The sequence below is a fragment of the Streptomyces sp. NPDC059037 genome, from assembly GCF_042740015.1.
Taxonomy (GTDB): Bacteria; Actinomycetota; Actinomycetes; order Streptomycetales; family Streptomycetaceae; genus Streptomyces.
The window spans coordinates 1-25,800 of record NZ_JBHYIG010000059.1; the positions used below are offsets into that span (position 1 = coordinate 1).

Here is a 25,800-nt window from a genome sequence, read left to right on the forward strand (position 1 = left end):
GTCACCTCGTGACCGGGCCCTCCGCGTTGTTCGGTGTCTGGCGACCGTCTGGAGGCTCCAGAGGTTCCGGAGGCTCTGGACGCCCTAGAGGTAAGGCCCTCCGGAGCGCCCCGCGATGCCGCCGTCCTCGTCCTCCTCGCCACCGCCCATGCCGGGCGGCAACGCGCGCCGCATCTGCTCCAGCTGCGCCCGCGCCGCCATCTGCTGCGCGAACAGGGTCGTCTGGATCCCGTGGAAGAGCCCTTCGAGCCAGCCCACCAGCTGGGCTTGAGCAATCCGCAGCTCGGCGTCGCTCGGCGTCGTCTCCTCCGTGAACGGAAGAGAGAGCCGCTCCAGCTCTTCGACGAGCTCGGGGGCGAGACCGTCCTCGAGCTCCTTGACCGAACTTGCGTGGATCTCCTTGAGCCGAACCCGGCTCGCCTCGTCCAGAGGAGCCGCCCGCACCTCCTCGAGCAGCTGCTTGATCATGCTGCCGATGCGCATGACCTTGGCCGGCTGTTCGACCATCTCCGTCACCGGGACCTCGTGGGAGTCGTCGTCTCCGCCGCCGCCGAGCGCCATTCCGTCCTGTCCGACAACCAGGACTTGGGGGCTCTCCGGCGACCGTTCGTTCCTCGGCATCTCCATGCCGCCATTCTCTCGCACCCGTACATCACACATCGGTGGTGCCCCCATAAGCCGGTGATCCACCGTGTACGAAGCCGTCGGCCGTGTCAGCCGCCGCGCAGCCGCACGGCGAAGAACCCCAGGCCGAGGCCGATCAGGACGAGGCCGCTGCCGAGCGGCAGGACGCTGAGGCCGGGGACGACGGGCTCAGCGGCGGTCTTCCGGGTGGCGTCGGAGGCGGTGGTCTTGGTGGCGGGCTGCTGCGCCAGGGACGGCCGCGGCTTCGGCTGCGGCGGGTGGGCCGGTACGGACACCGAAGGGGGCGGGGCCGACGGCTCCACGCGTCCCGGCCTGGCCCTGCCTTCGCCGGGGACACTCCCGGCGAAGGTCTCGCTGGGGGAGGGCTCGACGGCGTACGAGACGGACGAGGCATACGCGGAGGGGAGAACGGTGGCGGTCAGGAATACCGCCGAAACCACCAACGGCCTGAGTCGTGGAGTCACCGCGCTGACCCCCTCCCGCTACCGGATCGCCAAGATCGAGAGAGATCACTGAAGCTGGATCAAGCGTCACATAGCGGGAGGGGTCCGGCATCTCGGCGGGCCCGGGTAACGGGCCCCGTCAGGGGCGCGGGGAACTGCGCGACCAGCCACAATCGGCCCGCAGAAAAAGGTGGCACCGACCCCTCAGCGAACGAGCAGCACCTTCCCAATGTGCGCGCTCTCCTCCAGCACCCGATGCGCCGCCGCCGCGTCAGGCATCGGCACCGTCCGGTCGACAACCGGACGCACATGCCCCGCACCGATCAGCGGCCACACATGCTCCCGCACCGCCGCGACGATGGCGGCCTTCTCCTCCAAGGGACGTGCCCGCAGCGTCGTCGCCGTAATGGCGGCCCGCTTGCCCAGGAGCGTGGCGATGTTCAGCTCGCCCTTGATGCCGCCCTGCATGCCGATGATCGCGAGGCGCCCGCTGGTCGCGAGGGTCTGGACGTTGCGGTCCAGGTACTTGGCGCCCATGTTGTCGAGGATGACGTCGGCGCCCGCACCGTCCGTGGCGTTCTTGATCTCCTCGACGAAGTCCTGCTCGCGGTAGTTGACGAGGATGTCCGCGCCGAGTTCCCGGCAGAAGTCCAGCTTCTCCTTGCTGCCCGCGGTGACCGCCACCTTGGCGCCGACGGCCTTCGCCAGCTGGATCGCCATGGTGCCGATGCCGCTGGAGCCGCCGTGCACGAGGAACGTCTCGCCGGGCCGCAGGTGGGAGATCATGAAGACGTTCGACCAGACGGTCGAGGTCACCTCGGGCAGCGCGGCCGCCGTGACGAGGTCGATGCCCTCCGGCACCGGCAGCAACTGGCCCACGGGGACGACGACCTGCTCGGCGTAGCCACCGCCCGCGAGCAGCGCGCAGACCTCGTCGCCGATCTCCCAGCCGGAGACGCCGGTGCCAATCGCCTTGACGCGGCCCGAGCATTCCAGCCCCGGGTACGGGGACGAGCCGGGCGGCGGGTTGTAGAAGCCCTGGCGCTGGAGCAGGTCGGCGCGGTTCACGGCACTGGCCGCGACCTCGACGAGAACCTCGCCCTCACCAGGTACGGGATCGGGGACCTCGGCCCACACGAGCGCTTCGGGCCCACCGGCTTCGGGGATCGTGATCGCATGCATGCGGGCGAGGCTACTCCCCGGCGAATCCGGCCGGTTCGGCTAGGCGCGGATCCCTCCGCCCGGCGGAGACGGGCGCGCGTCAGGCGTCACCGTGGCCTGCGGCGAGGCCCGCACGATGGTGATGAGACGGTCCATCAACTGCAGCTTCCCGACGGCGGGATCGTCGTACCCGAGCACCCGGTGCCCCCGCACCACACTCACGACCAGATCCTCTGTCTCCCGGACGCCCAGGCCCACCTCGGCCTTTATGACCGGCCGCTCGACGAGGTCGAGGCCGCTGCCCTGCTGGATCAGATCCTCCATGACCATGCCGGCGCTGGGGCTGAGGCAGGAGAGCCCGAGCAGCCGCCCCGCCGCGCTCGCGCTGGTGATCACCGCGTCGGCGCCGGACTGCCGCAGCAGCGGTGCGTTCTCCTCCTCGCGCACCGCGGCCACGATCTTCGCCCCGCGGTTCATCTGCCGGGCGGTGAGGGCGACCAGGACGGCGGTGTCGTCGCGCTGCGTCGCGATGATGATCTGCCGGGCCCGCTGCACCTCGGCACGGAGCAGCACATCGCTGCGCGTCGCATCGCCGACGACACCCGCGTACCCCTCGGCGGTGGCGGCGTCGACGACCTTCGCGCTCGGGTCGACCACCACGATCTGCTCCGCCTTCAGACCGGTCGCACGGACGGTCTGGATCGCGGAACGGCCCTTGGTACCGAAGCCGACGACGACGGTGTGTTCACGCAAGTTGGACCTCCAACGGTTCAGACGCCATTCCTCGCGCGTACGTTCCGTGAGTACTTCAAGTGTGGTCCCGACCAGGATGATCAGAAAGAGCACACGCAGCGGCGTGATCAGCAGGATGTTGCAGAGCCGCGCGCTGTCGCTGTACGGGACGATGTCGCCGTAGCCCGTGGTGGAGAGCGTGACGGTGGAGTAGTAGGCGGCGTCGAGGAAGTCGAGCCCGTCGTCCGAGTTGTCGTGGTAGCCGCCGCGGTCGATCCAGACGATGAAGGTCGTCAGGGCGAGCACCCCGAGCGCCATGAGCAGCCGCTTGCCGACCTGCCGCAGAGGTCGTTCGACGACCCGTCGCGGCAGCTTGATCCGGTGGGTCACCAGATGTTCGTCGGGGTTGCGGGCGATCGCGTCCTGGCCGTGAAGTTTCACGTGAAACACACCTCGGTCGCGTAGCCGCCACCTTCGGGCACAGCCCAGGGCAGGTCGAGAATCTGCAGCTCCTGGCCCTTGCGCGCGCCGCCGGGCGGGACCACGGCGAGCCCCTCGGCCACCGCGACGCCGCGCAGCATCGCGGGCCCGTTGTAGTGCAAGGGCAGCGCGTCGTCGCCGCGGAGCGTGACGGGGACGAGCCGGGTGTCGTGCGGATGCCCGTGCACGTCCTCGCGTACGACAGCCGTGTACGGCACCGGCACGGGGCGCCCCGAGAGCGTGCGCAGCAGGGGCTCGGCCAGGGTCAGCAGCCCCGAGACGGCGGCGAGCGGATTGCCCGGCAGCCCGACGAGGTGCTGGTCGGGGCGGATCCGTGCGAGCAGCATGGGATGCCCCGGGCGCACCGCGACGCCGTCCACGAGGAGCTCGGCGTCGATACGGCTCAGGATCGGGTGGACATGATCGACCGGCCCGGCGGCGGTCCCGCCGGTGGTGACGATCAGATCGGCGGCGGAGGTGGTGATGGCCTGACGCAGCGCCTCGGCATCGTCACCGAGCCGCCGTACGCCGATGACGTCGACGCCGAGCGAGCGCAGCCAGGGCGGCAGCATGGGCCCGAGCGCATCCCGGATCAGACCGTCGTGGGGGAGTCCCTCGGTCAGCAACTCATCGCCCAGGATGAGGACTTCGGCACGGGGGCGGGGGACCACCGGCAGCCGGTCGTACCCGGCGGCAGCGGCGAGGCCAAGGACCGCCGGGGTCACCAGGGCACCGGGCGGCAGGAGTTGATCGCCGGAGCGGCACTCCTGGCCGCGCGGCCGGATGTCCTGCCCGTGCGTGACGTCACGCTGCGGGTGCAGCCGCCCCTTGTCGTCGATGAGTCCGTGCTCGCGGCGGATGACAGCCGTGGCTTCCCTCGGGATCCGGGCCCCGGTCGCGATCGGCACCGCGTCCCCGTCGGCGAGCGACACGGTCCCCTCCTGCCCGGCCAGAATCCCCTCGTCGAGAACGCCCCAGGGCCCCGGCCCCGCGACGACCCAGCCGTCCATGGCCGAGGTGTCGAAGGAGGGCAGATCGGTGAGCGCGACAAGGGCCGACGCAAGCACGAGCCCGAGCGCCTGCTCCAGGGGCACGGACGCGGGCACGGCGCCGGAGGGAACGGGCCGGGGAGCACGCGCGGCAATGGCACGGGCGGCGGGCCAGGGGGTGATGTTGTGGTGCTTGGGGGCGTGGTTGGGGGTGCGCTTGGGGGCGGTGTGTTGGGCGGAGGCGGCGTCCTTGGCGGGGGTGCTGGGCTGGGCGGCGGTGGCGTCCTTGGCCGGGGCGCTGTGTTGGCTGGGGGTGCTGTGCCCGCTGGGGGTGTCCGGTGAGTTCGGGGTGCGCGAGGTGCGCGAGGTGCGCGAGGTGCTCGGCGTGCCACGGTCGGCCGAGGCGCCACTGTCGCCCGGCTGTTCACCCTGGGGCGCCTGCTGACTTGGGGCGCTGTGCCCGCTGGGGGCGCCGGGCGAGTGCGAGGTGCGCGGCGTGCTCGGCGTGCTCGGCGTGCTCGGCGTGCCACGGTCGGACGAGGCGCCGCTGCCGCCCAGCTGTTCACCCTGGGGCGCCTGCTGACTCGGTGCGCCTTCCCTGCTGGGAGCGCTGTGCCCGCTAGGGGCGTCTTGCCCGCCGGAGGCCCCGTGCTCAGCCGAGGTGTTGTCCCCGCCAGAAGCGCCCGGCGTGCTCGGGGTGCCCCCGTCGGCCGGAGCGTTGCCCTCGCCCGGCTGCGCGCCGCCCGGTGCCCGCTCGTCCGGGGCGGTCGGCGCACCCGGGACGCCGTGACCCCCGGAGGCGCCTTGTCCGCGGCGTACATAGTCGTCGTTCACCAGGGCGAGAGCCTCGTCGAGCTCGGCGTCCGGCAGGGGCTGCCCGCTCATCCGGCGTCCGGCCGGGTGGCGGCCCCGGCGTCCGGCTCCGCGGAACCGGCGCCCGGCTTGGGCTCGGCACCGCCGTCGGCGGCCTCCTCCGCCCACCGCGCGGCCAGCGCCGCCGCCTTGCGGGCCGCGTCAGCCACCGCTTCGGGCCCGGCTCCCGCCCCGCCCGCGGCGGCCGCGTACCCCACGAGGAACGTGGTCAGCGGGGCGGCCGGCCTGGCCACGCCGTGCGCCGCGTCGCGGGCAAGGTCGAGCAGGATGCCGGTGTCGACGTCGAGCTCGATGCCCAGTTCGTCCTTGACTGCGGAAATCCATTCATCCAACACGTGCCCATGCTCCCTGATACGCGCCCTGGCGGCGGCGATGTCGTCCCAGGTGTCGCAGTCGAAGGACGCTACGGGATCGGCGACCCGTGTCAGCGCGAGCCGCGCGGTGAGCCGCCGCAGCGGAAGCCCCGTCAGCCCACCGTGCTCGTCCGCGAGCGCGTCGATCTCCCGCCGCAGCGCGGCACTTCGGTAGGCCGCGACCAGCGGCTGGTCCCGGCCACCGGGATCGGTGAGCACCGCACCGTCCACCGCGCCGCCCGCCACGGAATCTTCGCCGAGCGCGGCGACAAGCCGCCGCACGGTTCGCTCCCCCAGGAACGGCAGATCGGCGGAGAGCACCACCACCCGCTCCGCCGCCGCACGCCGCAGCCCCGCGTCGAGCGCGGCGAGCGGCCCCGCTCCGGCGGGCTCCTCGCGCGCCCACACCACCGGGCGCGCGGTCGGACGTGGCCCCGCGACGACGACGGTGACCCCCGCGTCGGCACACGCGCCGAGCACCCGGTCGAGCAACGCCCGGCCGCCGACCCGGACGCCCGGCTTGTCCGCCCCGCCGAGCCGTCTGGCGCCGCCGCCCGCCAGCACCACGGCGTCGTACGGGGCGGATGCGGCGCCCTCTGGAGCCCTTTGCGCGGTCATCCCCCGAGTATGGGCGCACGAAGGATCAATGCCACCCCTCTGTACGGGGACTCACACCACCGCACCAGGGCTCACACCACTGCCCCTGCGCCCCTCACACCCCTCGCAGCAACACCGCGGGCTGCTCCACGCAGTCCGCCACGAACCGCAGGAACCCGCCGGCCGTGCCGCCGTCGCACACCCGGTGGTCGAAGGTGAGCGAGAGCTGCACGACATGCCGCACCGCCAACTCCCCTTGGTGCACCCATGGCTTGGGCACGATCCGGCCCACGCCCAGCATGGCCGCCTCGGGGTGATTGATGATCGGCGTGGAGCCGTCGACCCCGAACACCCCGTAGTTGTTCAACGTGAAGGTGCCGCCCGTCAGTTCCCCGGGCGTCAGCTTCCCGTCGCGCGCGGCCTCCGTCAGCCGGATCAGCTCCGCGTTGACGGAATCCGTGGTCCGCGTGTGGGCGTGCCGCACCACGGGGACGACGAGCCCGCGGTCGGTCTGCGCGGCGAAACCGAGGTGGACGTCGGCGAGCCGGATCACCTCGCGCGCCTCCATGTCCACCGTGGAGTTGAGCATCGGATAGCGGGCCAGCGCGGCCACGCTGATGCGGGCGAACAGGGCGAGCAGCGAGATCTTGCGGCCGTCGCCCTCCTTCACGGAGGCGTTCATCGCGGCGCGCGCCGCGAGCAGTTCCGTCGCGTCGGCGTCGACCCAGCAGGTGGCCTCCGGTATCTCGCGCCTGCTGCGGGACATCTTGTCGGCCACGAGACCACGGATGCCGGTCAGCGGATGCCGGGACGCCAGTCCCGCGTGCACGGGCTCGCCGCCCGCCTCCACCAGACGGCGCGACTCGGCACGGCCCGCACGGATGAGCTCGTCGTCCTCGCGCACGGCGGCCTTGCGCGCCGTGACCCGTTGCGTCACGGCCTCGCGCACCTCGTCGCTCACCTGTCCCTCGGTGAGCTCCGCCCCGTGCGTGATCGCACGCTCCGCCGCGATGGCACCCTCCACGTCGGCCCGCGTGATCAGCCCGTCGGGTCCGGAACCCGGCAGTCCGCGCAGGTCGACGTCGTTCTCACGCGCCAGCTTCCGCACGAGAGGCGAGATCACCGGAACAGGACCGTCCACCCGCGGGCGCGTATCCCGCACCCCGGCATCGGCCGGCGCGACGGGCTCCGGCGCGGGAGCCTGCACCACCGCCTGCACCGCCTTCTCCCGCGGGTCGGACCGCACCCGCCGACGCCGAGCCGGCGCCGCCGTCGTGCCGTACCCCACCAGGACGTTCCCCGACGACTCCTCGGCGGCAGCCGCCTGCAGGGCCCGCTCCGCGGGCTCCTCCGGAGCGTGGCTCCCGGTCGGTGCGCCCACGGCGACCGTCAACAGTGGTGCGCCCACCGGCAGTTCGGCCCCCTCCTCGCCGAACCGGGCGGTCACCACGCCCCCGTAGGGGCAGGGCACCTCCACCATCGCCTTGGCCGTCTCGACCTCGACGACCGCCTGGTCGACCGCGACGACGTCGCCGACCTGGACGAGCCAGCGGACGATCTCGGCCTCGGTCAGCCCTTCCCCCAGGTCGGGCAGCTTGAATTCGAGCACCTGCGCCATCAGCTCTCCGCCTCCCACTGCAGCCGCGCGACCGCGTCCAGGATCCGGTCCACGCCCGGCAGGTGGTGCTTCTCGAGCATCGGCGGCGGATAGGGGATGTCGAATCCCGCGACGCGCAGCACCGGCGCCTCCAGATGGTGGAAGCACCGCTCCGTGACGCGAGCGGCGATCTCCCCGCCGGGTCCGCCGAAGCCGCCCGACTCGTGCACGACGACCGCGCGCCCCGTCCGCCGCACCGAAGCGCACACCGTCTCGTCGTCGAACGGCACAAGGGAGCGCAGGTCGACCACTTCGAGGTCCCAGCCCTCGGCGACGGCCGCCTCGGCCGCCTCCATGCAGACGGGCACGGAAGGGCCGTACGTGAGAAGCGTGGCGCTGCGTCCGGTGCGCCGCACCACCGCGCGGCCTATGGGCTCCACGGTCTGCGGCGCGTCCGGGTTCCAGTCGGCCTTGGACCAGTAGAGGCGCTTCGGCTCAAGGAAGACGACCGGGTCGTCGGAGGCGATGGACGCCCTGAGCAGTCCATAGGCGTCGGCGACCGTGGCGGGCGTGACGACATGGAGCCCCGGAGTCGCCATGTAGTACGCCTCGGAGGAGTCACTGTGGTGCTCGACGCCCCCGATGCCACCTCCGTAGGGCACGCGCACCGTGATGGGCAGCGGCATCGCGCCCCGCGTGCGGTTCCGCATCCGCGCCACGTGCGAGATGAGCTGCTCGAAGGCGGGGTAGGCGAAGGCGTCGAACTGCATCTCGACGACGGGCCGAAGACCGTACATCGCCATACCGACGGCCGTCCCCAGGATCCCGGCCTCGGCGAGCGGTGTGTCCGTACAGCGGTCCTCGCCGAACTCCTTGGTGAGTCCGTCGGTGATCCGGAAGACCCCGCCGAGCGCCCCGACGTCCTCTCCGAGGACGTGCACGGTCGGATCCTCGGCCATCGAGTCACGCAGCGCGCGGCCCAGCGCCTGCGCCATGGTGGCCGGTTTTGCGGCCTTCTTGGCGGCCCGTTCGGCCGCGAGCGTGCTCATCGCGCGTTCTCCTCGCCATCCGCGCCGACCGCGTCGTCTTCTTCGGATGCTTCGATCTCGGCCCGCAACTGGGCGGCCTGTTCCCGCAGTTGGGTGGTCTGCTCGGCGTACACGTGCGTGAAGAGGTCCATGGGGTCGAGCTCGGGGTCCTGGTTCATGCGCTCGCGCAGATCGGCCGCCATGACCTCGGCGGCATCGCGAGCCACCCGCTTCCCGTCCTCGTCGAGCAGTCCTCGCTCGGCCAACTCCCGCTCCAGGAGCAGAATCGGGTCGTGGTCACGCCAGGCCTCGACCTCGGCGTCGCCCCGGTAGCGCGTGGCGTCGTCGGCGTTCGTATGGGCTTCCATGCGGTACGTCACCGCTTCGACGAGGGTGGGGCCGCCACCCTCACGCGCGCGGGACACCGCATCGGCGAGCACCTCGTGCACCGCCGCCGCGTCGTTGCCGTCCACCAGGCGTCCCGGCATGCCGTACCCGACGGCCTTGTGGGCCAGGGACGGGGCCGCCGTCTGCTTGTCGAGCGGCACGGAGATCGCGAAGCCGTTGTTCTGCACCAGGAAGACGACGGGTGCCTGCCATACGGCGGCGAAGTTCAGCGCCTCGTGGAAGTCGCCCTCGCTGGTGCCGCCGTCGCCGACCATGGCCAGCGCGACCACGTCGTCGCCCTTGAGGCGAGCGGCGTGCGCGAGGCCCACGGCGTGCGGGAGCTGGGTCGCAAGGGGGGTGCTCAGGGGAGCTATGCGGTGCTCCCGGGGGTCGTACCCGGTGTGCCAGTCGCCCCGCAGCAGGGTCAGCGCCTGCACGGGGTCGAGGCCACGGGCGACCGCGGCGAGCGTGTCCCGGTAACTGGGAAAGAGCCAGTCCCGCTCCTCCAGGGCCAGCGCGGCGGCCACCTCGCAGGCCTCCTGGCCGGTGCTCGAGGGGTAGACGGCGAGCCTGCCCTGCTTCGTGAGGGCCGTCGCCTGCGCGTTGTACCGGCGGCCGCGCACCAGCTCCGCGTACAGGCGGCGCAGCAGCTCCCCGTCGGCCTTGCCCGCGGCTTCCGTGCCAAGGACGCGGTACGGCTCCGCGTCGGGCAGCAGCGGCGCGGGATCGGTCCTGAGCTGCCATGCGGGTGGCGGGGTGGGCCGGTAGACGCCCCGCTGCTCCATGACCGTCATGTCGGCACCTCCATGTGGAAGCGATCTCCTCTTGGGAGCGGCAAAGAGGCGCGGCAATGTGAGGCGCCTCACCTACCGATTGTTCGGTCGTCGGCACATTTTGGCTACAGGCACCTCCAGGCTGTGGACAAACGGTTCTCCACAGCCTGGGATGGATGCAGTACGTCCATGGTAGGGAGGCGGGGGGACATGGCATCTGAACGAATGGCCGACGGGCACGACGGCGATCGTGCGGAAGAGCGGTCGGGCGAGCAGCCGGAAGAACGGCTCGGCGAGCGGTCGCCCGAGCGCCAGCAAGGCCTGCCGCGCCCGCTGGACGCCATCGACCGGGACATTCTGCACATCCTGCACACGGACGGTCGCGCGTCGATACGTTCCGTGGCCGAGCGCGTCCATGTGTCACGCGCCAACGCGTACGCGCGGATCAACCGCCTCATCGACGACGGCGTGATCCGCGGCTTCGGCGCCAGGATCAACCATGAACGGGCAGGTCAGGGGGCGTCCGCGTACATCACGCTCAAGATCGTCCAGAACACCTGGCGCACGGTGCGCGAGCATCTGCGCACGCTGCCCGGCGCCTCCCACATCGCGCTGGTCAGCGGCGACTTCGACGTACTGCTCCTGGTGCACACGCCGGACAACCGCGCGCTGCGCGAGCTGGTGCTCACCCGGCTGCAGTCCATCCCCGAAGTGCTCAGCACGCGTACGTTGCTGGTCTTCGAGGAGGACGACCTGGAGCCGGAGAGCTGAGCCGTCAGGCGCTGCGCAGCCCCGCGAAGGCCAGCTGGACGACGGCGTCGGCGACCTGCTCCCCTGACGAGGCGCCACGGGCGTCCGGGCGGTACCACTCCACGATGGAGTTGATCATGCCGAAGAGCAGCCGGGTGGCGAGGCGCAGCTCGACGTCCGAGCGCAGATCGCCGTCCGCGACGGCCTCCTTGAGCAGTTCGGCGACCTGCTGGTCGAACTCCCTGCGCCGCTCCATGGCCCACCGCTCGGTGTCCGTGTTGCCGCGCACCCGAAGGAGCAGCGTCACATAGGGCAGTTCGGCCACGAGCACCTCGACGGTGCGGCGCGTGACGTACTCCAGGCGCTGGACGGCGCTGCCCACGCGCGCGTGCTCCTCGCCGAGGATCCCGAAGAGCCCGTCGAGCGCCCGGCTCACCGCGCGGCGCAGGAGCTCCTCCTTGCCCGACACATGGTGGTAGATCGAGGACTTGGAGATGCCGGCCGCCTTGGAGAGGTGCTCCATGGATGTGCCGTCGTAGCCACGTTCGTTGAAGACCCGGACGGCCACGCCGAGCAGCGTCTCCGGGGTGTACGTGTCCCGCCGTGCGGTGGTCATGAGTATTCCTCTCGCACGGCCTGACGCCGCAGGGCCTGGGACGGTGCGTAACGCCCCGTCGGGTACGCGTCGTTCAGGACGTCGAGCGACTCGGCCACCCGGTACGCGGTGAGGCGGCGGCCCCATTCGAGCGGGCCGAGCGGGTAGTTGACGCCCAGCCGCATCGCGGTGTCGATGTCCTCGGCGCTCGCCACTTCACGGCCCACGGCGTCCAGCGCGAAGTCGACGAGCATCCACACCGTGCGGGCCACGATCATCCCCGGCGTGTGCCCGATGACGCTGACCTTCTTGCCGAGCGCCTGGAAGAGGCCGATCGCCTCCTTCAGGGCTTGTTCGTCCACCCTGCTCGACGGGGCGATGGCGATCCGGGTCGCGGCCCGGTAGTCCAGCGCGAGGTCGAAGTCGATCGTGGGCTCCGCCGCCGCGTCGGCCGCGGCTCCGTCGGCCAGGGCGAGGTGCACGCCGCTGGGGAGCTCGATGAAGCCCGGGTAGCTCGGGACGCCCTTCCCGCGGCCCACCCGGATGCCCGCCTTCCTGATCAGGTCGACGAGCGCGTCAGCCGGGAAGAGATCGCCGTGGAGGACGACGGACTCGGGGGCCTTCGCCGGCGCCGCGGTGTGCGGCTCCGCAGGTACGGCGTCGTCCCCGTACGCGTACCAGCCCTGTCCGGACTTGCGGCCCAGGCGGCGCGATTCGACGAGCCTGCGCTGGGCGAGCGAGGGCGTGAACTTGGGGTCCTGGAAGAAGGACTCCCACACGGAGCGGGTGACCGCCTCGTTCACGTCCTGGCCGATGAGGTCGGTGAGCTCGAAGGGGCCCATCTTGAAGCCGCCGCATTCGCGCAGGACGGCGTCGATCGTGGCCGGGTCGGCGACCCGCTCCTCGTAGAGGCGCAGTGCCTCGGCGTAGAAGGGGCGCGCGATGCGGTTGACGATGAAGCCGGGGGTGTCCGCGCTGCGCACCGGGGTCTTGCCCCAGGCCTTCGCCGTCTCGTACGCGCGCGTGGCCGCCGTTTCTTCGGTCGCGAAGCCGCTGACCACCTCGACGAGCGGGAGCAGGGGCGCGGGGTTGAAGAAGTGCAGGCCCACGAAGCGGCCGGGCTTGTCGAGGGTGCCCGCGATGGCGGTTACGGACAGGGATGACGTGTTGGTGGCGAGGAGACAGTCCTCGGTGACAATCCCTTCGAGTTCTTCGAAGAGACGCTGTTTGACGTCCAGTTGCTCCAGGATCGCCTCGATGACGAGCCCGCACCCGGCAAGCCCGGCGAGGCTCTCGACGGGCGCCAGGCGCTCTCCCGCGGCGGCGCGGTCGTCGGCCGTCAGCCTGCCCTTCTCGACCAGCCTGTCCAGGCGGGCCGCGATCGCTCCGGCCGCCTTCTGCGCCTGGCCCGGCACGGCGTCGTACAGCCGCACGGGGTGGCCCGCGAGCAGGGCCACCTGGGCGATGCCCTGCCCCATGGTGCCGGTGCCGACGACGGCAACGGGGCTGCTGAGCTCGAGTGCTGTCATGCTCGCGATCCTCCCGCACGAGGTGTCCGCCGGAGGGTGCGGGGTGCCCGGCGAGAACTTGTCCACAGGTTCGGCGGACCCCCTTGTCCCGACCGATCGTTCGGTTACTCTAGCTCTGTCCGTCTGTTCCTGCCCACTGCCCTGCCCGGCCCGTCGGCTCGACGAAGAGCCGGCACGACGAGGAGTTGGTCCGACATGGCCGCCGAACTCACCGCGCACCAGCTGATCGCCACCCACCGGCCCACCCTTGACCAGGCGCTGGAGACGATCCGCACGCGCGCGTACTGGTCGCCGCACCCCGAGCACCCCAAGGCCTATGGAGAGAACGGCAGCCTGAGCCTGCCGGAGGGCAAGACCGCCTTCGACGCCCTCCTGGGCGCCCGCTTCGACCTCGACCAGCCGGGCACGGACGACTGGGTGGGCGCGGAAGTCTCGCCGTACGGCCCTGAGTTGGGCATCACGTACCCCCACCCGGACATCGACACGCTGCTGCCTGCGATGCGGGCCGGAATGCGGGCCTGGCGCGACGCGGGCGCGGAAGTGCGCGCGATGGTCTGTCTGGAGATCCTCAAGCGCATCAGCGCGCGCACGCACGAGCTGGCGCACGCGGTCATGCACACCAGCGGCCAGGCCTTCATGATGGCGTTCCAGGCGGGCGGCCCGCACGCCCAGGACCGCGGCCTGGAAGCGGTGGCGTACGCGTACGTGGAGCAGGCGCGCACCCCTGACGCCGCCGAGTGGTCCAAGCCCCAGGGCAAGCGCGACCCGATCGCTCTGGACAAGCGCTTCACGCCCGTGGGCCGCGGCATCGCGCTCCTGATCGGCTGCAACACGTTCCCGACGTGGAACGGCTACCCAGGCCTCTTCGCCTCCCTGGCCACCGGCAACCCCGTGCTGGTCAAGCCCCACCCCCGCGCGGTCCTCCCGCTGGCCCTCACCGTCCGCATCGCCCGCGAGGTCCTCGCCGACGCGGGCTTCGACCCGAACCTGGTGTGCCTGGCCGTCGAGCGCTCCGGTGAAGGCATCGCCAAGACCCTCGCCGTCCGCCCCGAGATCAAGATCATCGACTACACGGGATCGACGGCCTTCGGCGACTGGCTGGAGACCAACGCACGCCAGGCGCAGGTCTACACGGAAAAGGCCGGCGTCAACACGGTCGTCGTCGAGTCGACGGACAACTACAAGGGAATGCTGGCCAACCTGGCCTTCTCCCTGTCGCTGTACAGCGGCCAGATGTGCACGACCCCGCAGAACCTCCTCATCCCGCGCGACGGCATCGCCACGGACGCCGGCACCAAGTCGTACGACGACGTGGTGTCCGACCTCGCCGCATCGGTCAACGGCCTCCTTGGAGACGACGCCCGGGCGAACGGCATCCTCGGAGCCCTGGTCAACCCCGATGTGAAGGCGCGCCTGGATGCGGCCGCCGGAATCGGTGAAGTCGCCCTCCCCTCACGGGAGATCGCCAACCCGGAGTTCCCGGACGCCGTGGTCCGCACCCCGGTGATCGTGAAGCTGGACGGCGCGAAGCCGGACGCCGAAGCGGCCTACTTGAGCGAGTGCTTCGGTCCCGTCTCCTTCGCCGTGGCGGTCGACTCGGCGACGGACGCGGTGGAGCTGCTCCGCCGCACGGTGCGCGACAAGGGCGCGATGACGGTCGGCGCGTACACGACGTCGGACGAGGTGTCGGAGGCCGTGGAGGAGACGTGCCTCGAGGAGTGCGCCCAGCTCTCCTTGAACCTCACGGGCGGCGTCTATGTGAACCAGACGGCGGCGTTCTCGGACTTCCACGGCTCGGGCGGCAACCCGGCGGCGAACTCGGCCCTGTGCGACGGCGCGTTCGTGGCCAACCGGTTCCGCGTGGTGGAGGTGCGCAGGGACGCCTGAGGCTCCCCGGCGGGTTCAGGCCTCCGCGCCCGGAGGCCTGCCCGCCGACCAGTGGAAGAGCGTCATCCCCACACTGGTCGCCAGGTTGTAGCTGGAGACCTGAGGCCGCATCGGCAGGGACACCAAGTGGTCGGCGCGGGCCCGCAGTTGCGCGGACAGGCCACTGCGCTCGGACCCGAAGGCCAGCACGGCGTCATCCGGCAGCTTCAGACCGCGGATGTCCTCGCCCTCCGCGTCGAGCGCGAACAACGGCCCCGGGGGCAGCTCGGAGACGTCCATCCGCTCGACGGCCGTCGCGAAGTGCAGGCCCGCGCCACCGCGCACGACCGTGGGGTGCCAGGGGTCGAGCGTGCCCGTCGTGACGACCCCGGTCGCCCCGAATCCCGCGGCGAGCCGGATCACCGCCCCCGCGTTCCCCAGATTGCGCGGATCGTCCAGGACGACGACCGGAGCGGTCCTCGGCACCCGTGCCAGGGCCTCCAGATTGGCCGTCCGCGAGGGACGTACCGCGAGCGCGGCCACACCCGTCGGGTGCAGGCGCGGCACAAGATCCCGCAGCTTCTCTTCGGGAACCTGCACGAGGAGCGCGTCGAGAGCGTCACGCACATCCGGCGCGAGCTCGTCGGCGAGGGCGAGGACGGCGGCCCTGTCGCCGGCCAGCGCCGCCGGAATCCGCGCCCCGAAGCGCAGCGCGTGCTTGATGGCGTGAAAGCCGTCGAGCAGCACGGACGTGTCGGCGATGCCCCGCCAGGCGCGCACCGCATCACCCGAGTCGGCCACGTCATCCGCGTACGTCCCTGTCATGAAGGGAAGCCTACGCGCGCGTGCTCAGCGGCTTCCGGGGCCGCTTCCGCATCCGCCACGCGCTGCGCCGGCACCGTGCCGCCCCGGGAAGAGACGGCTCCACGCGCGCGTGCCGCCCATCCGCCGACGCGCCGCAGGAACGACGTCGGAAGGAACACCGCGTCGGCCGCGATCATGGCCAGCGAGAAGAACGGCAGCCCGAGGATGACCGCGATGACCGCGTGCTCGCAGATCATGGCGGCCAGCAGGACGTTCTTGACCCTTCTGTTGAAGAGGGTGAAGGGGAAGGCCACCTGCACGGCGACCGTTCCATAGGTCACCAGCATGATCATGAGGCCGTGCGATGCGAGCAGATCGGAGAGCGCGGGCCAGGGGGAGAAGGAGTCGAGCTGCAGCGGGTAGTAGACGGCCGTGCCGTCCTGCCAGCGGCTTCCCTGGATCTTGTACCAGCCCGCCGTCGCGTAGATCAGACACGCCTCGACCATGATCACGAGCAGGGCGGCGTTGTGCGCGAGCTTGGCGACGACGTCGAGCAGCATCCGCGATTCGCCGCCGGGCGCGCGCCGTCCGACGGCCCACCACAGGCCCTGGACCAGCCACAGGCCCCAGAAGACAAGCAGCCAGCCGCCGCTGAGCTGCCCCAAGAACGTCACCACGGAGAGGCCGAGGCCCAGGACCCACCACAGCACGGGCCCGACCCGGTCGACGGGCTCCGCGGGGCCGCCCGCCTCCACGGCCCCCGCACGCGCGCGTGCGGCGCGCCGGGCGTCCAGGGACCAGACCTGGCCGCAGCGCGTGAAGACCAGGTAGGTCGCCATCAGATGGATGACGTTGTCTCCGCCGTCCCCCATGAAGATGGAGCGGTTCTGCAGCGAGAGCACGCCGATCATGAAGAGCACGGACATCGTGCGGGTGCGCCAGCCGAGCAGGAACAGGGCGCTGCTGATGACGGCGACGGCGTAGACGAGCTCGAACCAGAGGTCGCTGTCGGACCACATCAAGGCCGTGAAGGCCTCGTTGTTGGCGATGAGCTGCTGGGCCATGTCCCAGTTCCACGGACCGTCAGGACCGTACAGCTCCGCTCGGTGGGGGAACTCGCGCAACAGGAAGAACAGCCAGGTGGCGGCGAAGCCGATGCGGATCACGGCGGTCTGGTAGGGGCCGAGCGCCGATCCGCTGACGTGGCCGATGCCGTGGGCGAGCTGGGAGCCGAAGCGGTTGATCGGGCGTCCTCCGGTCATCGGGCGTCCTCCGGGTCCTTGGCCAACGGCATGTCCTCGGAGATCACGGACGACCACGGAAGCAGGCGGAACGCCGGTTTGGCGGCGACCTTCTCGTCGCTCCACTCCGGGGCCGGCACGTTGGTGGTCCTGGAGCGGACCTGGACGCGCTCGATGGCGTCGCCCTTGCCGATGGGCTCGGCACGGTCGACGCGCAGCAGCGCGATGCGGTGGAGGTAGCGCTCGGCGAGCTGACCGCGCAGGCCGCTGGGACGATTCTGCGCGTCGTGCGATCCGACGTAGAAGTCCCAGGCCCTGCGCAGCTCGTTCTGCTGGGTGTGGCTGGGCAGCAGATTGCCGTCGATGGCGGCGCTGTCCTGCGCGGAGAGATCGTGCCAGCGGGTGGTCCGGGTGGTCCCCGCCTCCGTGCGGATCTCGGCGCGGGCCTGCACCGCGATGTTCTGCTGCATCGGGTTGGGCGCGAAGAGCTTCCAGTTCTGCTCGAACTCGGGGTAGATCCAGTCGTCGACGACCTCGCCGTGGTGCTTGGTCATCGTGTTCGCGGGGGCGACGTGCAGGAAGAGCATCGCGACGTGGACACAGACCGTGGCCGCGACGATCACCAGCGCGAGGACGGCCGCGATCTGATAGCGCGGCGAGAGGGCGGCGATTCCGGTGAGGGGTGCGGTGATCCCGCTGGGGGGCGCGGAGGGGACGGCGGGGGCGTCGTCGGTGCCGGAGGGGGCGCCGGAGGGGGCGCCGGAGGGGGCGCCGGAGGGGGCGCCGGAGGGTGGTGGGGTCGACGGCTCGCTCGCGCTGTTGTCGTTCGCGTCCATTTGGCCCCGATTCCCGATCCCGCACCGTGATGCGCCCGCTGGTCCGCCCGTCACACGGCTCACTACCGCCCGCTCCGCACCGGAACGGTACTCAGGCCTGCCCGCCAGGCACAGCGTCCGTGAAGTTATCCACAGGGTTGACACCTTATGGCGCTGAGCCGCACCATTGAATTCAACGAACCGAACGATCGGTCGGTAGCTAGCTAGAGGTCGAGGGGGACCGCGATGGCGACAGCAGCCGAGCACCAGACGGCCCGGTCCGAGCCGGGCGTGACCGGGACGGACGCCGCGAGCACAGCGGCGTACGAGTCCGCGTTCGACGCCGCGGTGGCGGCCGACGAGCGGATCGAGCCCCGCGACTGGATGCCGGACGCCTATCGCGCGTCGCTGGTCAGGCAGATAGCGCAGCACGCCCACTCCGAGATCATCGGCATGCAGCCGGAGGCCAACTGGATCACGCGCGCCCCGTCCCTGCGGCGCAAGGCGATCCTGATGGCCAAGGTGCAGGACGAGGCCGGACACGGCCTGTATCTCTACAGCGCGGCGGAAACACTCGGCACGGGCCGCGACGAGCTGCTCGACAAGCTGCACTCGGGCCGCCAGAAGTACTCGTCGATCTTCAACTACCCGACCCTGACCTGGGCCGACGTGGGCGCGATCGGCTGGCTGGTGGACGGCGCCGCGATCACCAACCAGGTCCCCCTGTGCCGCTGTTCGTACGGCCCCTATGCCCGCGCGATGGTGCGCATCTGCAAGGAGGAGTCGTTCCACCAGCGTCAGGGGTACGAATCACTGCTCGCCCTCAGCCGCGGCACCGAGGCCCAGCACGCGATGGCCCAGGACGCGGTGAACCGCTGGTGGTGGCCGTCCCTGATGATGTTCGGCCCGCCCGACGACGAGTCGTCGCACTCGGAGCAGTCGATGATCTGGAAGATCAAGCGCCACTCGAACGACGAGCTGCGCCAGCGCTTCGTGGACATCTGCGTCCCCCAGGCCGAATCCCTCGGCCTCACCCTCCCCGACCCGGACCTGTCCTGGAACGAGGAGCGCGGGCACCACGACTTCGGCCCGATCGACTGGACGGAGTTCTGGGCGGTCCTCAAGGGCAACGGCCCCTGTAACGAACAGCGGATCACCCAGCGCAAGAGCGCTCACGACGAGGGCGCGTGGGTGCGTGAGGCAGCGGCGGCGTTCGCCGCCAAGCACGGGGAGGCGAAGGCATGAGCAGCTCGACCGACTGGCCGCTGTGGGAGGTGTTCGTGCGCTCCCGCCGTGGGCTCTCACACACCCACGCGGGCAGCCTGCACGCGCCGGACGCGGAGATGGCCCTGCGCAACGCCCGCGATCTGTACACGCGCCGCAGCGAAGGCGTCTCGATCTGGGTCGTGCCCTCCACGGAGATCACGGCCTCCTCGCCCGACGAGAAGGACTCGTTCTTCGAGCCCGCGGGCGACAAGCCCTACCGCCACCCGACCTTCTACGACATCCCGGAGGGGGTGAAGCACCTGTGACCGCGCCCGTTTCCACGACCGCCGCCACGGCCATCGCCCTGGGCGACGACGCGCTGGTGCTCTCGCACCGCCTCGGGGAGTGGGCGGGCCACGCGCCCGTCCTGGAGGAAGAGGTCGCCCTCGCGAACATCGCCCTCGACCTGCTCGGCCAGGCCCGCATCCTGCTCTCGATGGCCGGCGACGAGGACGAGCTGGCGTATCTGCGCGAGGAGCGCGCCTTCCGCAACGTCCAGCTGGTCGAGCAGCCGAACGGCGACTTCGCGCACACCATCGCCCGCCAGCTCTACTTCTCCACGTACCAATCCCTGCTGTACGGGCAGTTGGCGAGCGGGGACGGCGCGTTCGCACCGCTGGCGGCGAAGGCGGTCAAGGAGGTCGCCTACCACCAGGACCACGCCGGGCAGTGGACGCTGCGGCTCGGCGACGGGACGGCCGAGAGCCATGAGCGCATGCAGCGCGGGATCGACGCGCTGTGGCGGTTCACCGGGGAGATGTTCCGGCCGGTGGAGGGCCTCGGCGACGCCGACGGCGTCAACTGGGAAGCGTTGCGCGATGGTTGGACGGCATCGGTGACCGCCGTCATCGAGAAGGCGACGCTGACCGTGCCCTCCGGTCCCCAGGAAGGGGCCTGGACGGCGGGCGCGGGCCGCGAGGGCCTGCACACCGAGTCCTTCGGGCGGATGCTCGCCGAGATGCAGCATCTGCACCGCAGCCACCCGGGGGCGTCATGGTGACCACGCCGACCGCACCCGAGATGCCCACCGCCCTGGAGAAGGAACTCCTGGCCATCGCAGGGTCGGTGCCCGACCCGGAGCTGCCCGTGCTCTCCCTGGCCGAGCTCGGAGTGCTCCGCGGCGTCCATGTCCGCGCACCGGGCAAGGTCGATGTCGAGCTGACCCCCACCTACACCGGCTGCCCGGCCATAGAGACCATGACCGCCGACATCGAGCAGGTCCTGCACGAGCGCGGGATGGCCGAGGTATCGGTCCGCACCGTGCTCTCTCCCGCCTGGTCGACGGACGACATCAGCGCCGAAGGCCGCCGCAAGCTCGCCGAGTTCGGCATCGCACCCCCGCGCCCGCACAGCACCGGCGGGCCCGGCAGCTCCGGCGGTCCTGTCCCCCTCACCCTCTCGGTCCGCTGCCCGCACTGCGGCTCGACCGACACCGAACTGCTCAGCCGCTTCTCGTCGACGGCCTGCAAGGCGCTGCGCCGGTGCGTCTCCTGCCGTGAACCGTTCGACCACTTCAAGGAGTTGTGATGGCGCGCTTCCACCAGCTCCGGGTAACGGCGGTCGACCAGCTCACCGACGACTCCGTGGCCCTGACCTTCGACGTGCCTCCTGCCCTGCGCGAGGAGTATCGCTATGACGCGGGTCAGCACCTGGCCGTGCGCCGCTTCGTCGACGGCACCGAGATCCGGCGCACCTACTCGATCTGCGCACCGGCGCTGGACCCCGAAGCCCCTGAGGGGCCCCGCACTCTGCGCGTCGGGGTGCGTCTCGTCGAGGGCGGCGCCTTCTCGACGTACGCCATGAAGGAAGTCGTCGTCGGCGACGAACTGGAAGTGATGACCCCGGCAGGCCGCTTCACCCTGGAACCGGCACCCGGGCGGTACGCGGCGGTGGTGGGCGGCAGCGGCATCACACCGGTGCTCTCCATCGTGACGACGCTTCTCGCGCGCGAGCCGGACGCCACGTTCTGTCTCATCCGAAGCGACCGCACGGCGGCGTCGACGATGTTCCTCGAAGAGGTCGCCGACCTCAAGGACCGCTGGCCGGACCGGTTCCAGCTGGTGACGGTGCTCTCCCGGGAGGAGCAGCAGTCGGGGCTCGACTCCGGGCGACTCGACGAGGAGCGGCTCGGCAGCCTGTTGCCGGCGCTGCTGAGCGTCGAGGAGGTATCGGCCTGGTTCCTCTGCGGCCCGTTCGGCCTGGTGCAGGGTGCGGAGAGAACTCTCCGCGGCCTCGGTGTGCCGCGACAGCGCATCCACGAGGAGATATTCCACGTGGACGACGGCCTCGCGACCCCGGCCGTCCCTGCCACGGCCCCCGCGCACAGCACCGTGACGGTCACCCTGGACGGACGCTCCGGCACCTGGCCGGTGCGCGACGGGGAGTCCCTGCTCGACACCGTGCTGCGCAACCGCGCGGACGCGCCGTACGCCTGCAAGGGCGGCGTGTGCGGGACCTGCAGGGCCTTCCGGGTCTCGGGCGAGGTGCGGATGGACCGCAACTTCGCGCTGGAGCCCGAGGAGACCGACGCCGGCTATGTCCTGGCCTGCCAGTCGCATCCCGCCACGGACACGGTGGAGCTGGACTTCGACCGCTGAGCGGTCACCCCCGCCGAACGGTCCGGCGCCCACGGAGCGGACCGTCACTGTTCCCTTCCCGTAGAACCTGTTCTATCTTGACGACCCGTCAGAAACGACGGCACGTCGGTCGACCGGTGCGCGGAGGGACAAGCAGTGGACTTCACCTTCACCGAGGAACAGCAGGCGGCCGTCGAGGCGGCGAAGGCGGTCTTCGCCTCCGTCGCGCCGGACGGAGTGCCCAGTCCCGCACTCACTCCGGGAGCGGTGGCCGAGGACTTCGACCGCGCGCTGTGGGCCAAGCTCGCCGACGCCGACCTGCTGAGCCTGCTCCTCGACCCGGAGTACGACGGCGCGGGCCTGGACGCGATCGCCCTCTGCCTGGTCCTGCGCGAGTCGGCGAAGGTGCTCGCCCGCGTCCCGCTCCTGGAGAGCAGCGCGGCCGCGTACGCCGTACAGACCCATGGCAGCGAGGAGTTGAAGCGCCGCATCCTCGCCCCGGCCACCCGCGGTGAGCTGGTCCTGACGGTCGCGGCGAGCGGACGCACGGGGCACGACCCCGCCGAACTCGCCGTCACCGCACGGCGGGACGGCGAAGCCTGGCTGCTCGACGGGGTCCAGACGGCCGTGCCCTGGGCGCAGAACGCCGACATCGTCGTGGTGCCCGCCCACACGACCGCCTGCCGGCCCCTGCTCGCCCTGATCCCGCGCGTGCACGAGGGCCTCACCCTCGGCGAGCAGGTCTCCACGAACGGCGAGCGGCTCGGCGAGCTCCGCCTGGACTCGGTGCGGATCGGCGCCGGCGACGTCATCGAGGCCGACGGGGCCTGGGACGGGCTGCGCGATCTGCTCACCACCGGCACCTGCGCGCTTGCTCTCGGCCTCGGCGAGGGCGTGCTGCGGATGACCGGCGAATACACCAGCAAGCGGGAGCAGTTCGGGTTCCCCGTCGCCACCTTCCAGGCCGTGGCGGTGCAGGCGGCCGACCGCTATATCGACCTGCGCGCGATGGAGGTCACCCTCTGGCAGGCCGCCTGGCGCGTCAGCACCGGCGCGAGCGGCGCCCTGCCCGCCACGGGAGACGTGGCCGTCGCGAAGATCTGGGCCTCCGACGGCGTACGGAGGGTGGTGCAGACGGCGCAGCATCTGCACGGCGGCTTCGGCTCCGACACCGACTACCCGCTGCACCGCTACCACGCCTGGGCCAAGCAGCTGGAGCTGTCCCTCGGCCCGGCCGCGGCGCACGAGGAGGCCCTGGGCGACCTGCTGGCCGCCCACCCCCTCGGCTGAGAACACGGCTGAGAAAGTGGCTGAAGCCGCGGCTGAAACCACGGCCGAAGAGTTAGATCACGGTGCCCGGCTGGCCCTTGCCGTCGACCACGGGCCGGCCCGCAGCCTCCCAGACCTGCATGCCGCCATCGACGTTCACCGCGTCGATGCCCTGCTGCCCGAGGTACATGGCGACCTGCGCCGAGCGCGCCCCGGACCGGCAGATGACGTGGACCCTGCCGTCCTGCGGCGCGGCCTCGGTCAACTCGCCGTAGCGGGCGACGAACTCACTCATCGGGATGTGCAGCGCACCCGCGGCATGCCCCGCCTGCCACTCGTCGTCCTCTCGGACGTCAAGGAGAAAATCACCGCTCGCGAGGTCGTCGACGACGACCGTGGGCACCTGAGAACCGAAAACCATGTCTCCGACGCTACCCGAAGGCCCGCGCGGTCAACCGCCTAGGCGGTGAGCCGCGCCAGCTCCGCCTCGCGCTCGGTGACCTGCGCGAGCAGCTGCTCGGCGATCTCGTCGAGCAAGGTGTCCGGGTCGTCCGGCGCCATCCGCAGCATCGAGCCGATCGCGCCCTCCTCCAGCTCACGGGCGACCACGGAGAGCAGCTCCTTGCGCTGGGCGAGCCACTCGAGGCGGGCGTAGAGCTCCTCGCTGCGGCTCGGCCGCTGCGCATCGGGCACCGGCCCCGCGGCCCACTCGTCGGACAGCTCCCGCAGCAGGGGCTCGTCCCCGCGGGCGTACGCGGCGTTGACCCGTGTGATGAACTCGTCGCGGCGGGCGCGCTCCTGGTCGTCCTGCGCCAGATCGGGGTGGGCCTTGCGGACCAGGTCCCGGAAGAGCTTGCGGGCCTCGTCGCTCGGCCGCACCCGCTGCGGCGGCCGCACCGACCGATCGGTCAGCATCGCGGCGGCTTCCGGGTAGAGCCCGTCCGTGTCCATCCAGCCGTGGAACAGTTCCTCGACGCCCGGCATCGGCATGACCCGCGCCCGCGCCTCGTCCGCCTTGCGCCGGTCCTCCGGGTCACCGCTGCTGGCCGCCAAGGCCTCGGCGAGCTCCGCGTCCAGCTCGTCCAGGCGCGCGTACATCGGGCCGAGCTTCTGGTGGTGAAGGCGGGAGAAGTTCTCCACCTCGACCCGGAACGTCTCGACGGCGATCTCGTACTCGATCAGCGCCTGCTCGGCCGCCCGCACGGCCTTCTCGAGCCGGTCCTCGGGCCGCTCACCGGCCCCTTGCCCCGGCTCCCCGCCAGAAGCCCCCTCAGGAGCTCCGCGGTCGGCATCGGTGGACTCGGGGTCAGGTGTGTCAGGCTGCGTCGGCTCGGCTTCCGGGGTCGTCACCTGTCCAGCCTAGGTCACCGGGCAACCGCCCCAGCTGCCACGGCCCGCATCTCTCCACAGCCCTCCGCATCCCTCCGTATCCCCTGCAGCCCTCCGCGCCCCTCATCACCCATCACACCCGGGATCACACTCCGGACTCCGCGACCACACGCCCTTCCTTGACCGCACGCACCAGCTCCGCGTGATCCGCCTCCGTCCGGTCCGCGTACGCCACGGCGAACCGCGCCACCGCCTCGTCCAGCTCCTCGCCCTTGCCGACGTACCCGGCGATCAGCCGCGGATCGGCGCTGTGCGCGTGGGCGCGGGCCAGCAGCGCCCCGGTCATCCGGCCGTAGTCGTCCAGCTGGTCGGCCGCGAGCTCCGCGGGGTCCACGCTGCCCTTGCGGTTCCTGAACTGCCGTACCTGGAAAGGCCGTCCGGACACGGTCGTCCAGCCGAGGAGGAAGTCGCTGACCACCTGCATCCGCTTCTGCCCGAGCACCACCCTGCGCCCCTCGTGCGCGACCTGGGGCACGTCGAAGCCCGCCGCGGGCAGATGCGGGAGCAGTACGGAGGGCCGCGCCTCCTTGACCTGGAGCACCAGCGGCTCGCCCCGGTGGTCGAGCAGCAGCACCACATACGACCGCAGGCCGACGCTTCCCGTGCCGACGACCCGGAAGGCCACGTCCTGGATCGCGTACCGAGCCAGCAACGGCAGCCGGTCCTCGGCCAGCGTGCCCAGGTACGTGCCGAGTGCCGACGTCACTTCGGCGGCCTCCGCGTCCGGTATCCGCCGCAGCACCGGAGGAGCGTCGACGAAGCGCCACCCCGCGGGAGAGCCGTCGTCGCCCTCGACCCGCTCCGTGGACTTCGCGGCGAACTTGGCGCTCGTGTTCTGCCGGGCCTTCTCGGAGACCCGCTCCAGGGTGCCAAGCAGGTCCCTGGCATCCGTGTGCGAGACGAGCTCCTCGTCCGCGATGGCGTTCCACGCGTCGAGCGACGGCAGCTTGGCGAGCAGCCGCATCGTGCGGCGATAGGCCCCCACCGCGTCGAAGGCCGCCTCCTCGCAGGCGTCCTCGCTCGCCCCGGCCTCGCGCCCCGCGAGCACCAGCGAGGCGGCGAGCCGCTTGACGTCCCACTCCCAGGGGCCGTGCGCCGTCTCGTCGAAGTCGTTCAGGTCGATGACCAGGCCGCCGCGCGCATCCGCGTACAGGCCGAAGTTGGCCGCGTGCGCGTCACCGCATATCTGGGCGCCGATCCCGGTCGCGGGCGTACGTGCGAGGTCGTACGCCATGAGTCCGGCGGACCCGCGCAGGAAGGCGAAGGGCGTCGCGGCCATCCTGCCGATCCGGATGGGCGTCAGCTCGGCAAGCCTGCTGCGGTTGGACTCCTCGACGGCGGCGACCGGGTCGGGCCGCCCGTCGTCCTCGGCGAACCACGCGTGCGAGGCGCGGCTCACCCGCTCCCGCAACGCCTTGCCCTCCCGCTTGGGCGAGGCCGGGGACGGCCACCGGGCGAACCCGTCCACCTGCGGCAGCCTCGCCCCGCCGGAGCGCGTCCCGCCGGACCGCACCTCGCCGGACTGCACCTCGCCGGACCGCGTCCCACCGGTCTCCGCCACGACCATCGCCATTGCCTCGCCCCCGCATGCCCCGTGTCCAGGCGTCGCCCCCACGGACATCGCCTGGCCACGACGGTACCG

General features: G+C 71.5%; 25 protein-coding genes. 8 read left to right on the plus strand and 17 right to left on the minus strand.

Annotated features, from left to right (window positions below; genetic code table 11):
- Positions 1-84: 84 nt before the first annotated feature.
- The 9 genes from ACFWY6_RS15045 to pdhA form a co-directional block, all read right to left on the minus strand.
- Positions 85-627: a bacterial proteasome activator family protein gene (locus ACFWY6_RS15045; RefSeq protein WP_266864332.1), complete on the minus strand. Its 543-nt coding sequence runs from the start codon at positions 625-627 to the stop codon at positions 85-87.
- Between the two features lie 86 nt (positions 628-713).
- Entirely contained in the window at positions 714-1,109 is a 396-nt protein-coding gene (locus ACFWY6_RS15050; RefSeq protein ID WP_384689560.1) for a hypothetical protein, read from the minus strand.
- A gap of 183 nt (positions 1,110-1,292) precedes the next feature.
- Positions 1,293-2,270: an NAD(P)H-quinone oxidoreductase gene (locus ACFWY6_RS15055; protein ID WP_384689563.1), complete on the minus strand. Its 978-nt coding sequence runs from the start codon at positions 2,268-2,270 to the stop codon at positions 1,293-1,295.
- Positions 2,271-2,309: 39 nt separating this feature from the next.
- Positions 2,310-3,431, minus strand: a complete 1,122-nt coding sequence (locus ACFWY6_RS15060) for a potassium channel family protein (RefSeq protein WP_384689566.1) — start codon at positions 3,429-3,431, stop codon at positions 2,310-2,312.
- Positions 3,419-5,008, minus strand: coding sequence for a molybdopterin-binding protein (locus tag ACFWY6_RS15065; RefSeq protein WP_384689623.1), 1,590 nt, complete (start codon positions 5,006-5,008; stop codon positions 3,419-3,421). The genes ACFWY6_RS15060 and ACFWY6_RS15065 overlap by 13 nt, the downstream gene beginning before the upstream one ends.
- A gap of 323 nt (positions 5,009-5,331) precedes the next feature.
- A complete protein-coding gene (locus ACFWY6_RS15070; protein ID WP_384689569.1) occupies positions 5,332-6,294 on the minus strand; it encodes an NTP transferase domain-containing protein in 963 nt (320 codons plus the stop codon).
- Positions 6,295-6,388: 94 nt separating this feature from the next.
- Positions 6,389-7,891, minus strand: a complete 1,503-nt coding sequence (locus tag ACFWY6_RS15075; protein WP_384689572.1) for a dihydrolipoamide acetyltransferase family protein — start codon at positions 7,889-7,891, stop codon at positions 6,389-6,391.
- Positions 7,891-8,919, minus strand: a complete 1,029-nt coding sequence (locus tag ACFWY6_RS15080; protein WP_266864343.1) for an alpha-ketoacid dehydrogenase subunit beta — start codon at positions 8,917-8,919, stop codon at positions 7,891-7,893. Before ACFWY6_RS15080 ends, ACFWY6_RS15075 begins: the two co-directional genes overlap by 1 nt.
- On the minus strand, positions 8,916-10,079 hold the full coding sequence (gene pdhA, locus ACFWY6_RS15085) for a pyruvate dehydrogenase (acetyl-transferring) E1 component subunit alpha (protein WP_384689575.1): 1,164 nt from the start codon (positions 10,077-10,079) through the stop codon (positions 8,916-8,918). The genes ACFWY6_RS15080 and pdhA overlap by 4 nt, the downstream gene beginning before the upstream one ends.
- Before the next feature lie 204 nt (positions 10,080-10,283).
- Between pdhA and ACFWY6_RS15090 the strand changes: the two genes are divergently transcribed.
- On the plus strand, positions 10,284-10,829 hold the full coding sequence (locus ACFWY6_RS15090) for an Lrp/AsnC family transcriptional regulator (protein ID WP_384689626.1): 546 nt from the start codon (positions 10,284-10,286) through the stop codon (positions 10,827-10,829).
- A 4-nt stretch (positions 10,830-10,833) separates the two neighbouring features.
- Here the strand turns inward: ACFWY6_RS15090 and ACFWY6_RS15095 are convergent, their stop codons facing one another.
- Together ACFWY6_RS15095 and ACFWY6_RS15100 are read right to left on the minus strand one after the other, a co-directional pair.
- Entirely contained in the window at positions 10,834-11,424 is a 591-nt protein-coding gene (locus tag ACFWY6_RS15095) for a TetR/AcrR family transcriptional regulator (RefSeq protein ID WP_384689578.1), read from the minus strand.
- Entirely contained in the window at positions 11,421-12,932 is a 1,512-nt protein-coding gene (locus ACFWY6_RS15100; protein WP_384689581.1) for a 3-hydroxyacyl-CoA dehydrogenase, read from the minus strand. Before ACFWY6_RS15100 ends, ACFWY6_RS15095 begins: the two co-directional genes overlap by 4 nt.
- A gap of 195 nt (positions 12,933-13,127) precedes the next feature.
- On the opposite strand from ACFWY6_RS15100, the gene paaN reads away from it, so the two are divergent.
- Complete coding sequence (gene paaN, locus ACFWY6_RS15105; protein WP_384689584.1) at positions 13,128-14,819, plus strand: phenylacetic acid degradation protein PaaN; 1,692 nt, start codon at positions 13,128-13,130, stop codon at positions 14,817-14,819.
- Between the two features lie 15 nt (positions 14,820-14,834).
- Here the strand turns inward: paaN and ACFWY6_RS15110 are convergent, their stop codons facing one another.
- The 3 genes from ACFWY6_RS15110 to ACFWY6_RS15120 are packed head-to-tail and all read right to left on the minus strand — an operon-like array spanning position 14,835 to position 17,679.
- Positions 14,835-15,623, minus strand: coding sequence for a TrmH family RNA methyltransferase (locus ACFWY6_RS15110; protein WP_384689586.1), 789 nt, complete (start codon positions 15,621-15,623; stop codon positions 14,835-14,837).
- Complete coding sequence (locus tag ACFWY6_RS15115) at positions 15,620-16,864, minus strand: HTTM domain-containing protein (protein ID WP_384689588.1); 1,245 nt, start codon at positions 16,862-16,864, stop codon at positions 15,620-15,622. The genes ACFWY6_RS15110 and ACFWY6_RS15115 overlap by 4 nt, the downstream gene beginning before the upstream one ends.
- Complete coding sequence (locus ACFWY6_RS15120; RefSeq protein WP_384689591.1) at positions 16,861-17,679, minus strand: DUF5819 family protein; 819 nt, start codon at positions 17,677-17,679, stop codon at positions 16,861-16,863. The genes ACFWY6_RS15115 and ACFWY6_RS15120 overlap by 4 nt, the downstream gene beginning before the upstream one ends.
- Positions 17,680-17,904: 225 nt before the next feature.
- On the opposite strand from ACFWY6_RS15120, the gene paaA reads away from it, so the two are divergent.
- From paaA to ACFWY6_RS15150, 6 genes are all read left to right on the plus strand, one after another.
- Positions 17,905-18,903, plus strand: a complete 999-nt coding sequence (gene paaA, locus ACFWY6_RS15125) for a 1,2-phenylacetyl-CoA epoxidase subunit PaaA (RefSeq protein ID WP_266864357.1) — start codon at positions 17,905-17,907, stop codon at positions 18,901-18,903.
- On the plus strand, positions 18,900-19,190 hold the full coding sequence (paaB, locus tag ACFWY6_RS15130; protein ID WP_135336541.1) for a 1,2-phenylacetyl-CoA epoxidase subunit PaaB: 291 nt from the start codon (positions 18,900-18,902) through the stop codon (positions 19,188-19,190). The genes paaA and paaB overlap by 4 nt, the downstream gene beginning before the upstream one ends.
- On the plus strand, positions 19,187-19,924 hold the full coding sequence (gene paaC, locus ACFWY6_RS15135) for a 1,2-phenylacetyl-CoA epoxidase subunit PaaC (protein ID WP_384689596.1): 738 nt from the start codon (positions 19,187-19,189) through the stop codon (positions 19,922-19,924). The genes paaB and paaC overlap by 4 nt, the downstream gene beginning before the upstream one ends.
- Positions 19,918-20,451 carry a 1,2-phenylacetyl-CoA epoxidase subunit PaaD gene (gene paaD, locus ACFWY6_RS15140; RefSeq protein ID WP_360775581.1) on the plus strand — a complete coding sequence of 178 codons (534 nt, stop codon included), beginning with the start codon at positions 19,918-19,920 and terminating at the stop codon, positions 20,449-20,451. Before paaC ends, paaD begins: the two co-directional genes overlap by 7 nt.
- Positions 20,451-21,521 (plus strand): 2Fe-2S iron-sulfur cluster-binding protein, encoded by a 1,071-nt coding sequence (locus ACFWY6_RS15145; RefSeq protein ID WP_384689599.1) that lies wholly within the window; start codon positions 20,451-20,453, stop codon positions 21,519-21,521. Before paaD ends, ACFWY6_RS15145 begins: the two co-directional genes overlap by 1 nt.
- A 135-nt stretch (positions 21,522-21,656) precedes the next feature.
- Complete coding sequence (locus tag ACFWY6_RS15150; RefSeq protein ID WP_384689602.1) at positions 21,657-22,790, plus strand: acyl-CoA dehydrogenase family protein; 1,134 nt, start codon at positions 21,657-21,659, stop codon at positions 22,788-22,790.
- Positions 22,791-22,842: 52 nt separating this feature from the next.
- On the opposite strand, the gene ACFWY6_RS15155 is transcribed toward ACFWY6_RS15150, so the two are convergent.
- The 3 genes from ACFWY6_RS15155 to ACFWY6_RS15165 all read right to left on the minus strand — a co-directional run bounded on the left by ACFWY6_RS15155 (position 22,843) and on the right by ACFWY6_RS15165 (position 25,731).
- Entirely contained in the window at positions 22,843-23,172 is a 330-nt protein-coding gene (locus ACFWY6_RS15155) for a rhodanese-like domain-containing protein (RefSeq protein WP_384689629.1), read from the minus strand.
- Between the two features lie 56 nt (positions 23,173-23,228).
- Positions 23,229-24,119 (minus strand): J domain-containing protein, encoded by an 891-nt coding sequence (locus ACFWY6_RS15160; protein ID WP_384689605.1) that lies wholly within the window; start codon positions 24,117-24,119, stop codon positions 23,229-23,231.
- Between the two features lie 124 nt (positions 24,120-24,243).
- The gene (locus tag ACFWY6_RS15165) at positions 24,244-25,731 is read right to left on the minus strand and encodes a DUF2252 domain-containing protein (RefSeq protein WP_384689608.1); all 1,488 of its coding nucleotides are present in this window, start codon (positions 25,729-25,731) and stop codon (positions 24,244-24,246) included.
- Positions 25,732-25,800 lie beyond the last annotated feature (69 nt).

Bases quoted from the DNA above. Each gene is read 5' to 3' on its own strand.
- paaA (WP_266864357.1), top strand. From the start codon at position 17,905: ATGGCGACAGCAGCCGAGCACCAGACGGCCCGGTCCGAGCCGGGCGTG.
- ACFWY6_RS15110 (WP_384689586.1), bottom strand. From the start codon at position 15,623: ATGACAGGGACGTACGCGGATGACGTGGCCGACTCGGGTGATGCGGTG.
- ACFWY6_RS15075 (WP_384689572.1), bottom strand. From the start codon at position 7,891: ATGGCGCAGGTGCTCGAATTCAAGCTGCCCGACCTGGGGGAAGGGCTG.
- ACFWY6_RS15095 (WP_384689578.1), bottom strand. From the start codon at position 11,424: ATGACCACCGCACGGCGGGACACGTACACCCCGGAGACGCTGCTCGGC.
- paaB (WP_135336541.1), top strand. From the start codon at position 18,900: ATGAGCAGCTCGACCGACTGGCCGCTGTGGGAGGTGTTCGTGCGCTCC.
- ACFWY6_RS15090 (WP_384689626.1), top strand. From the start codon at position 10,284: ATGGCCGACGGGCACGACGGCGATCGTGCGGAAGAGCGGTCGGGCGAG.
- ACFWY6_RS15145 (WP_384689599.1), top strand. From the start codon at position 20,451: ATGGCGCGCTTCCACCAGCTCCGGGTAACGGCGGTCGACCAGCTCACC.
- ACFWY6_RS15115 (WP_384689588.1), bottom strand. From the start codon at position 16,864: ATGACCGGAGGACGCCCGATCAACCGCTTCGGCTCCCAGCTCGCCCAC.
- ACFWY6_RS15100 (WP_384689581.1), bottom strand. From the start codon at position 12,932: ATGACAGCACTCGAGCTCAGCAGCCCCGTTGCCGTCGTCGGCACCGGC.
- pdhA (WP_384689575.1), bottom strand. From the start codon at position 10,079: ATGACGGTCATGGAGCAGCGGGGCGTCTACCGGCCCACCCCGCCACCC.
- ACFWY6_RS15045 (WP_266864332.1), bottom strand. From the start codon at position 627: ATGGAGATGCCGAGGAACGAACGGTCGCCGGAGAGCCCCCAAGTCCTG.
- ACFWY6_RS15120 (WP_384689591.1), bottom strand. From the start codon at position 17,679: ATGGACGCGAACGACAACAGCGCGAGCGAGCCGTCGACCCCACCACCC.
- ACFWY6_RS15080 (WP_266864343.1), bottom strand. From the start codon at position 8,919: ATGAGCACGCTCGCGGCCGAACGGGCCGCCAAGAAGGCCGCAAAACCG.
- ACFWY6_RS15055 (WP_384689563.1), bottom strand. From the start codon at position 2,270: ATGCATGCGATCACGATCCCCGAAGCCGGTGGGCCCGAAGCGCTCGTG.
- paaN (WP_384689584.1), top strand. From the start codon at position 13,128: ATGGCCGCCGAACTCACCGCGCACCAGCTGATCGCCACCCACCGGCCC.
- paaD (WP_360775581.1), top strand. From the start codon at position 19,918: ATGGTGACCACGCCGACCGCACCCGAGATGCCCACCGCCCTGGAGAAG.
- ACFWY6_RS15165 (WP_384689608.1), bottom strand. From the start codon at position 25,731: ATGGCGATGGTCGTGGCGGAGACCGGTGGGACGCGGTCCGGCGAGGTG.
- ACFWY6_RS15070 (WP_384689569.1), bottom strand. From the start codon at position 6,294: ATGACCGCGCAAAGGGCTCCAGAGGGCGCCGCATCCGCCCCGTACGAC.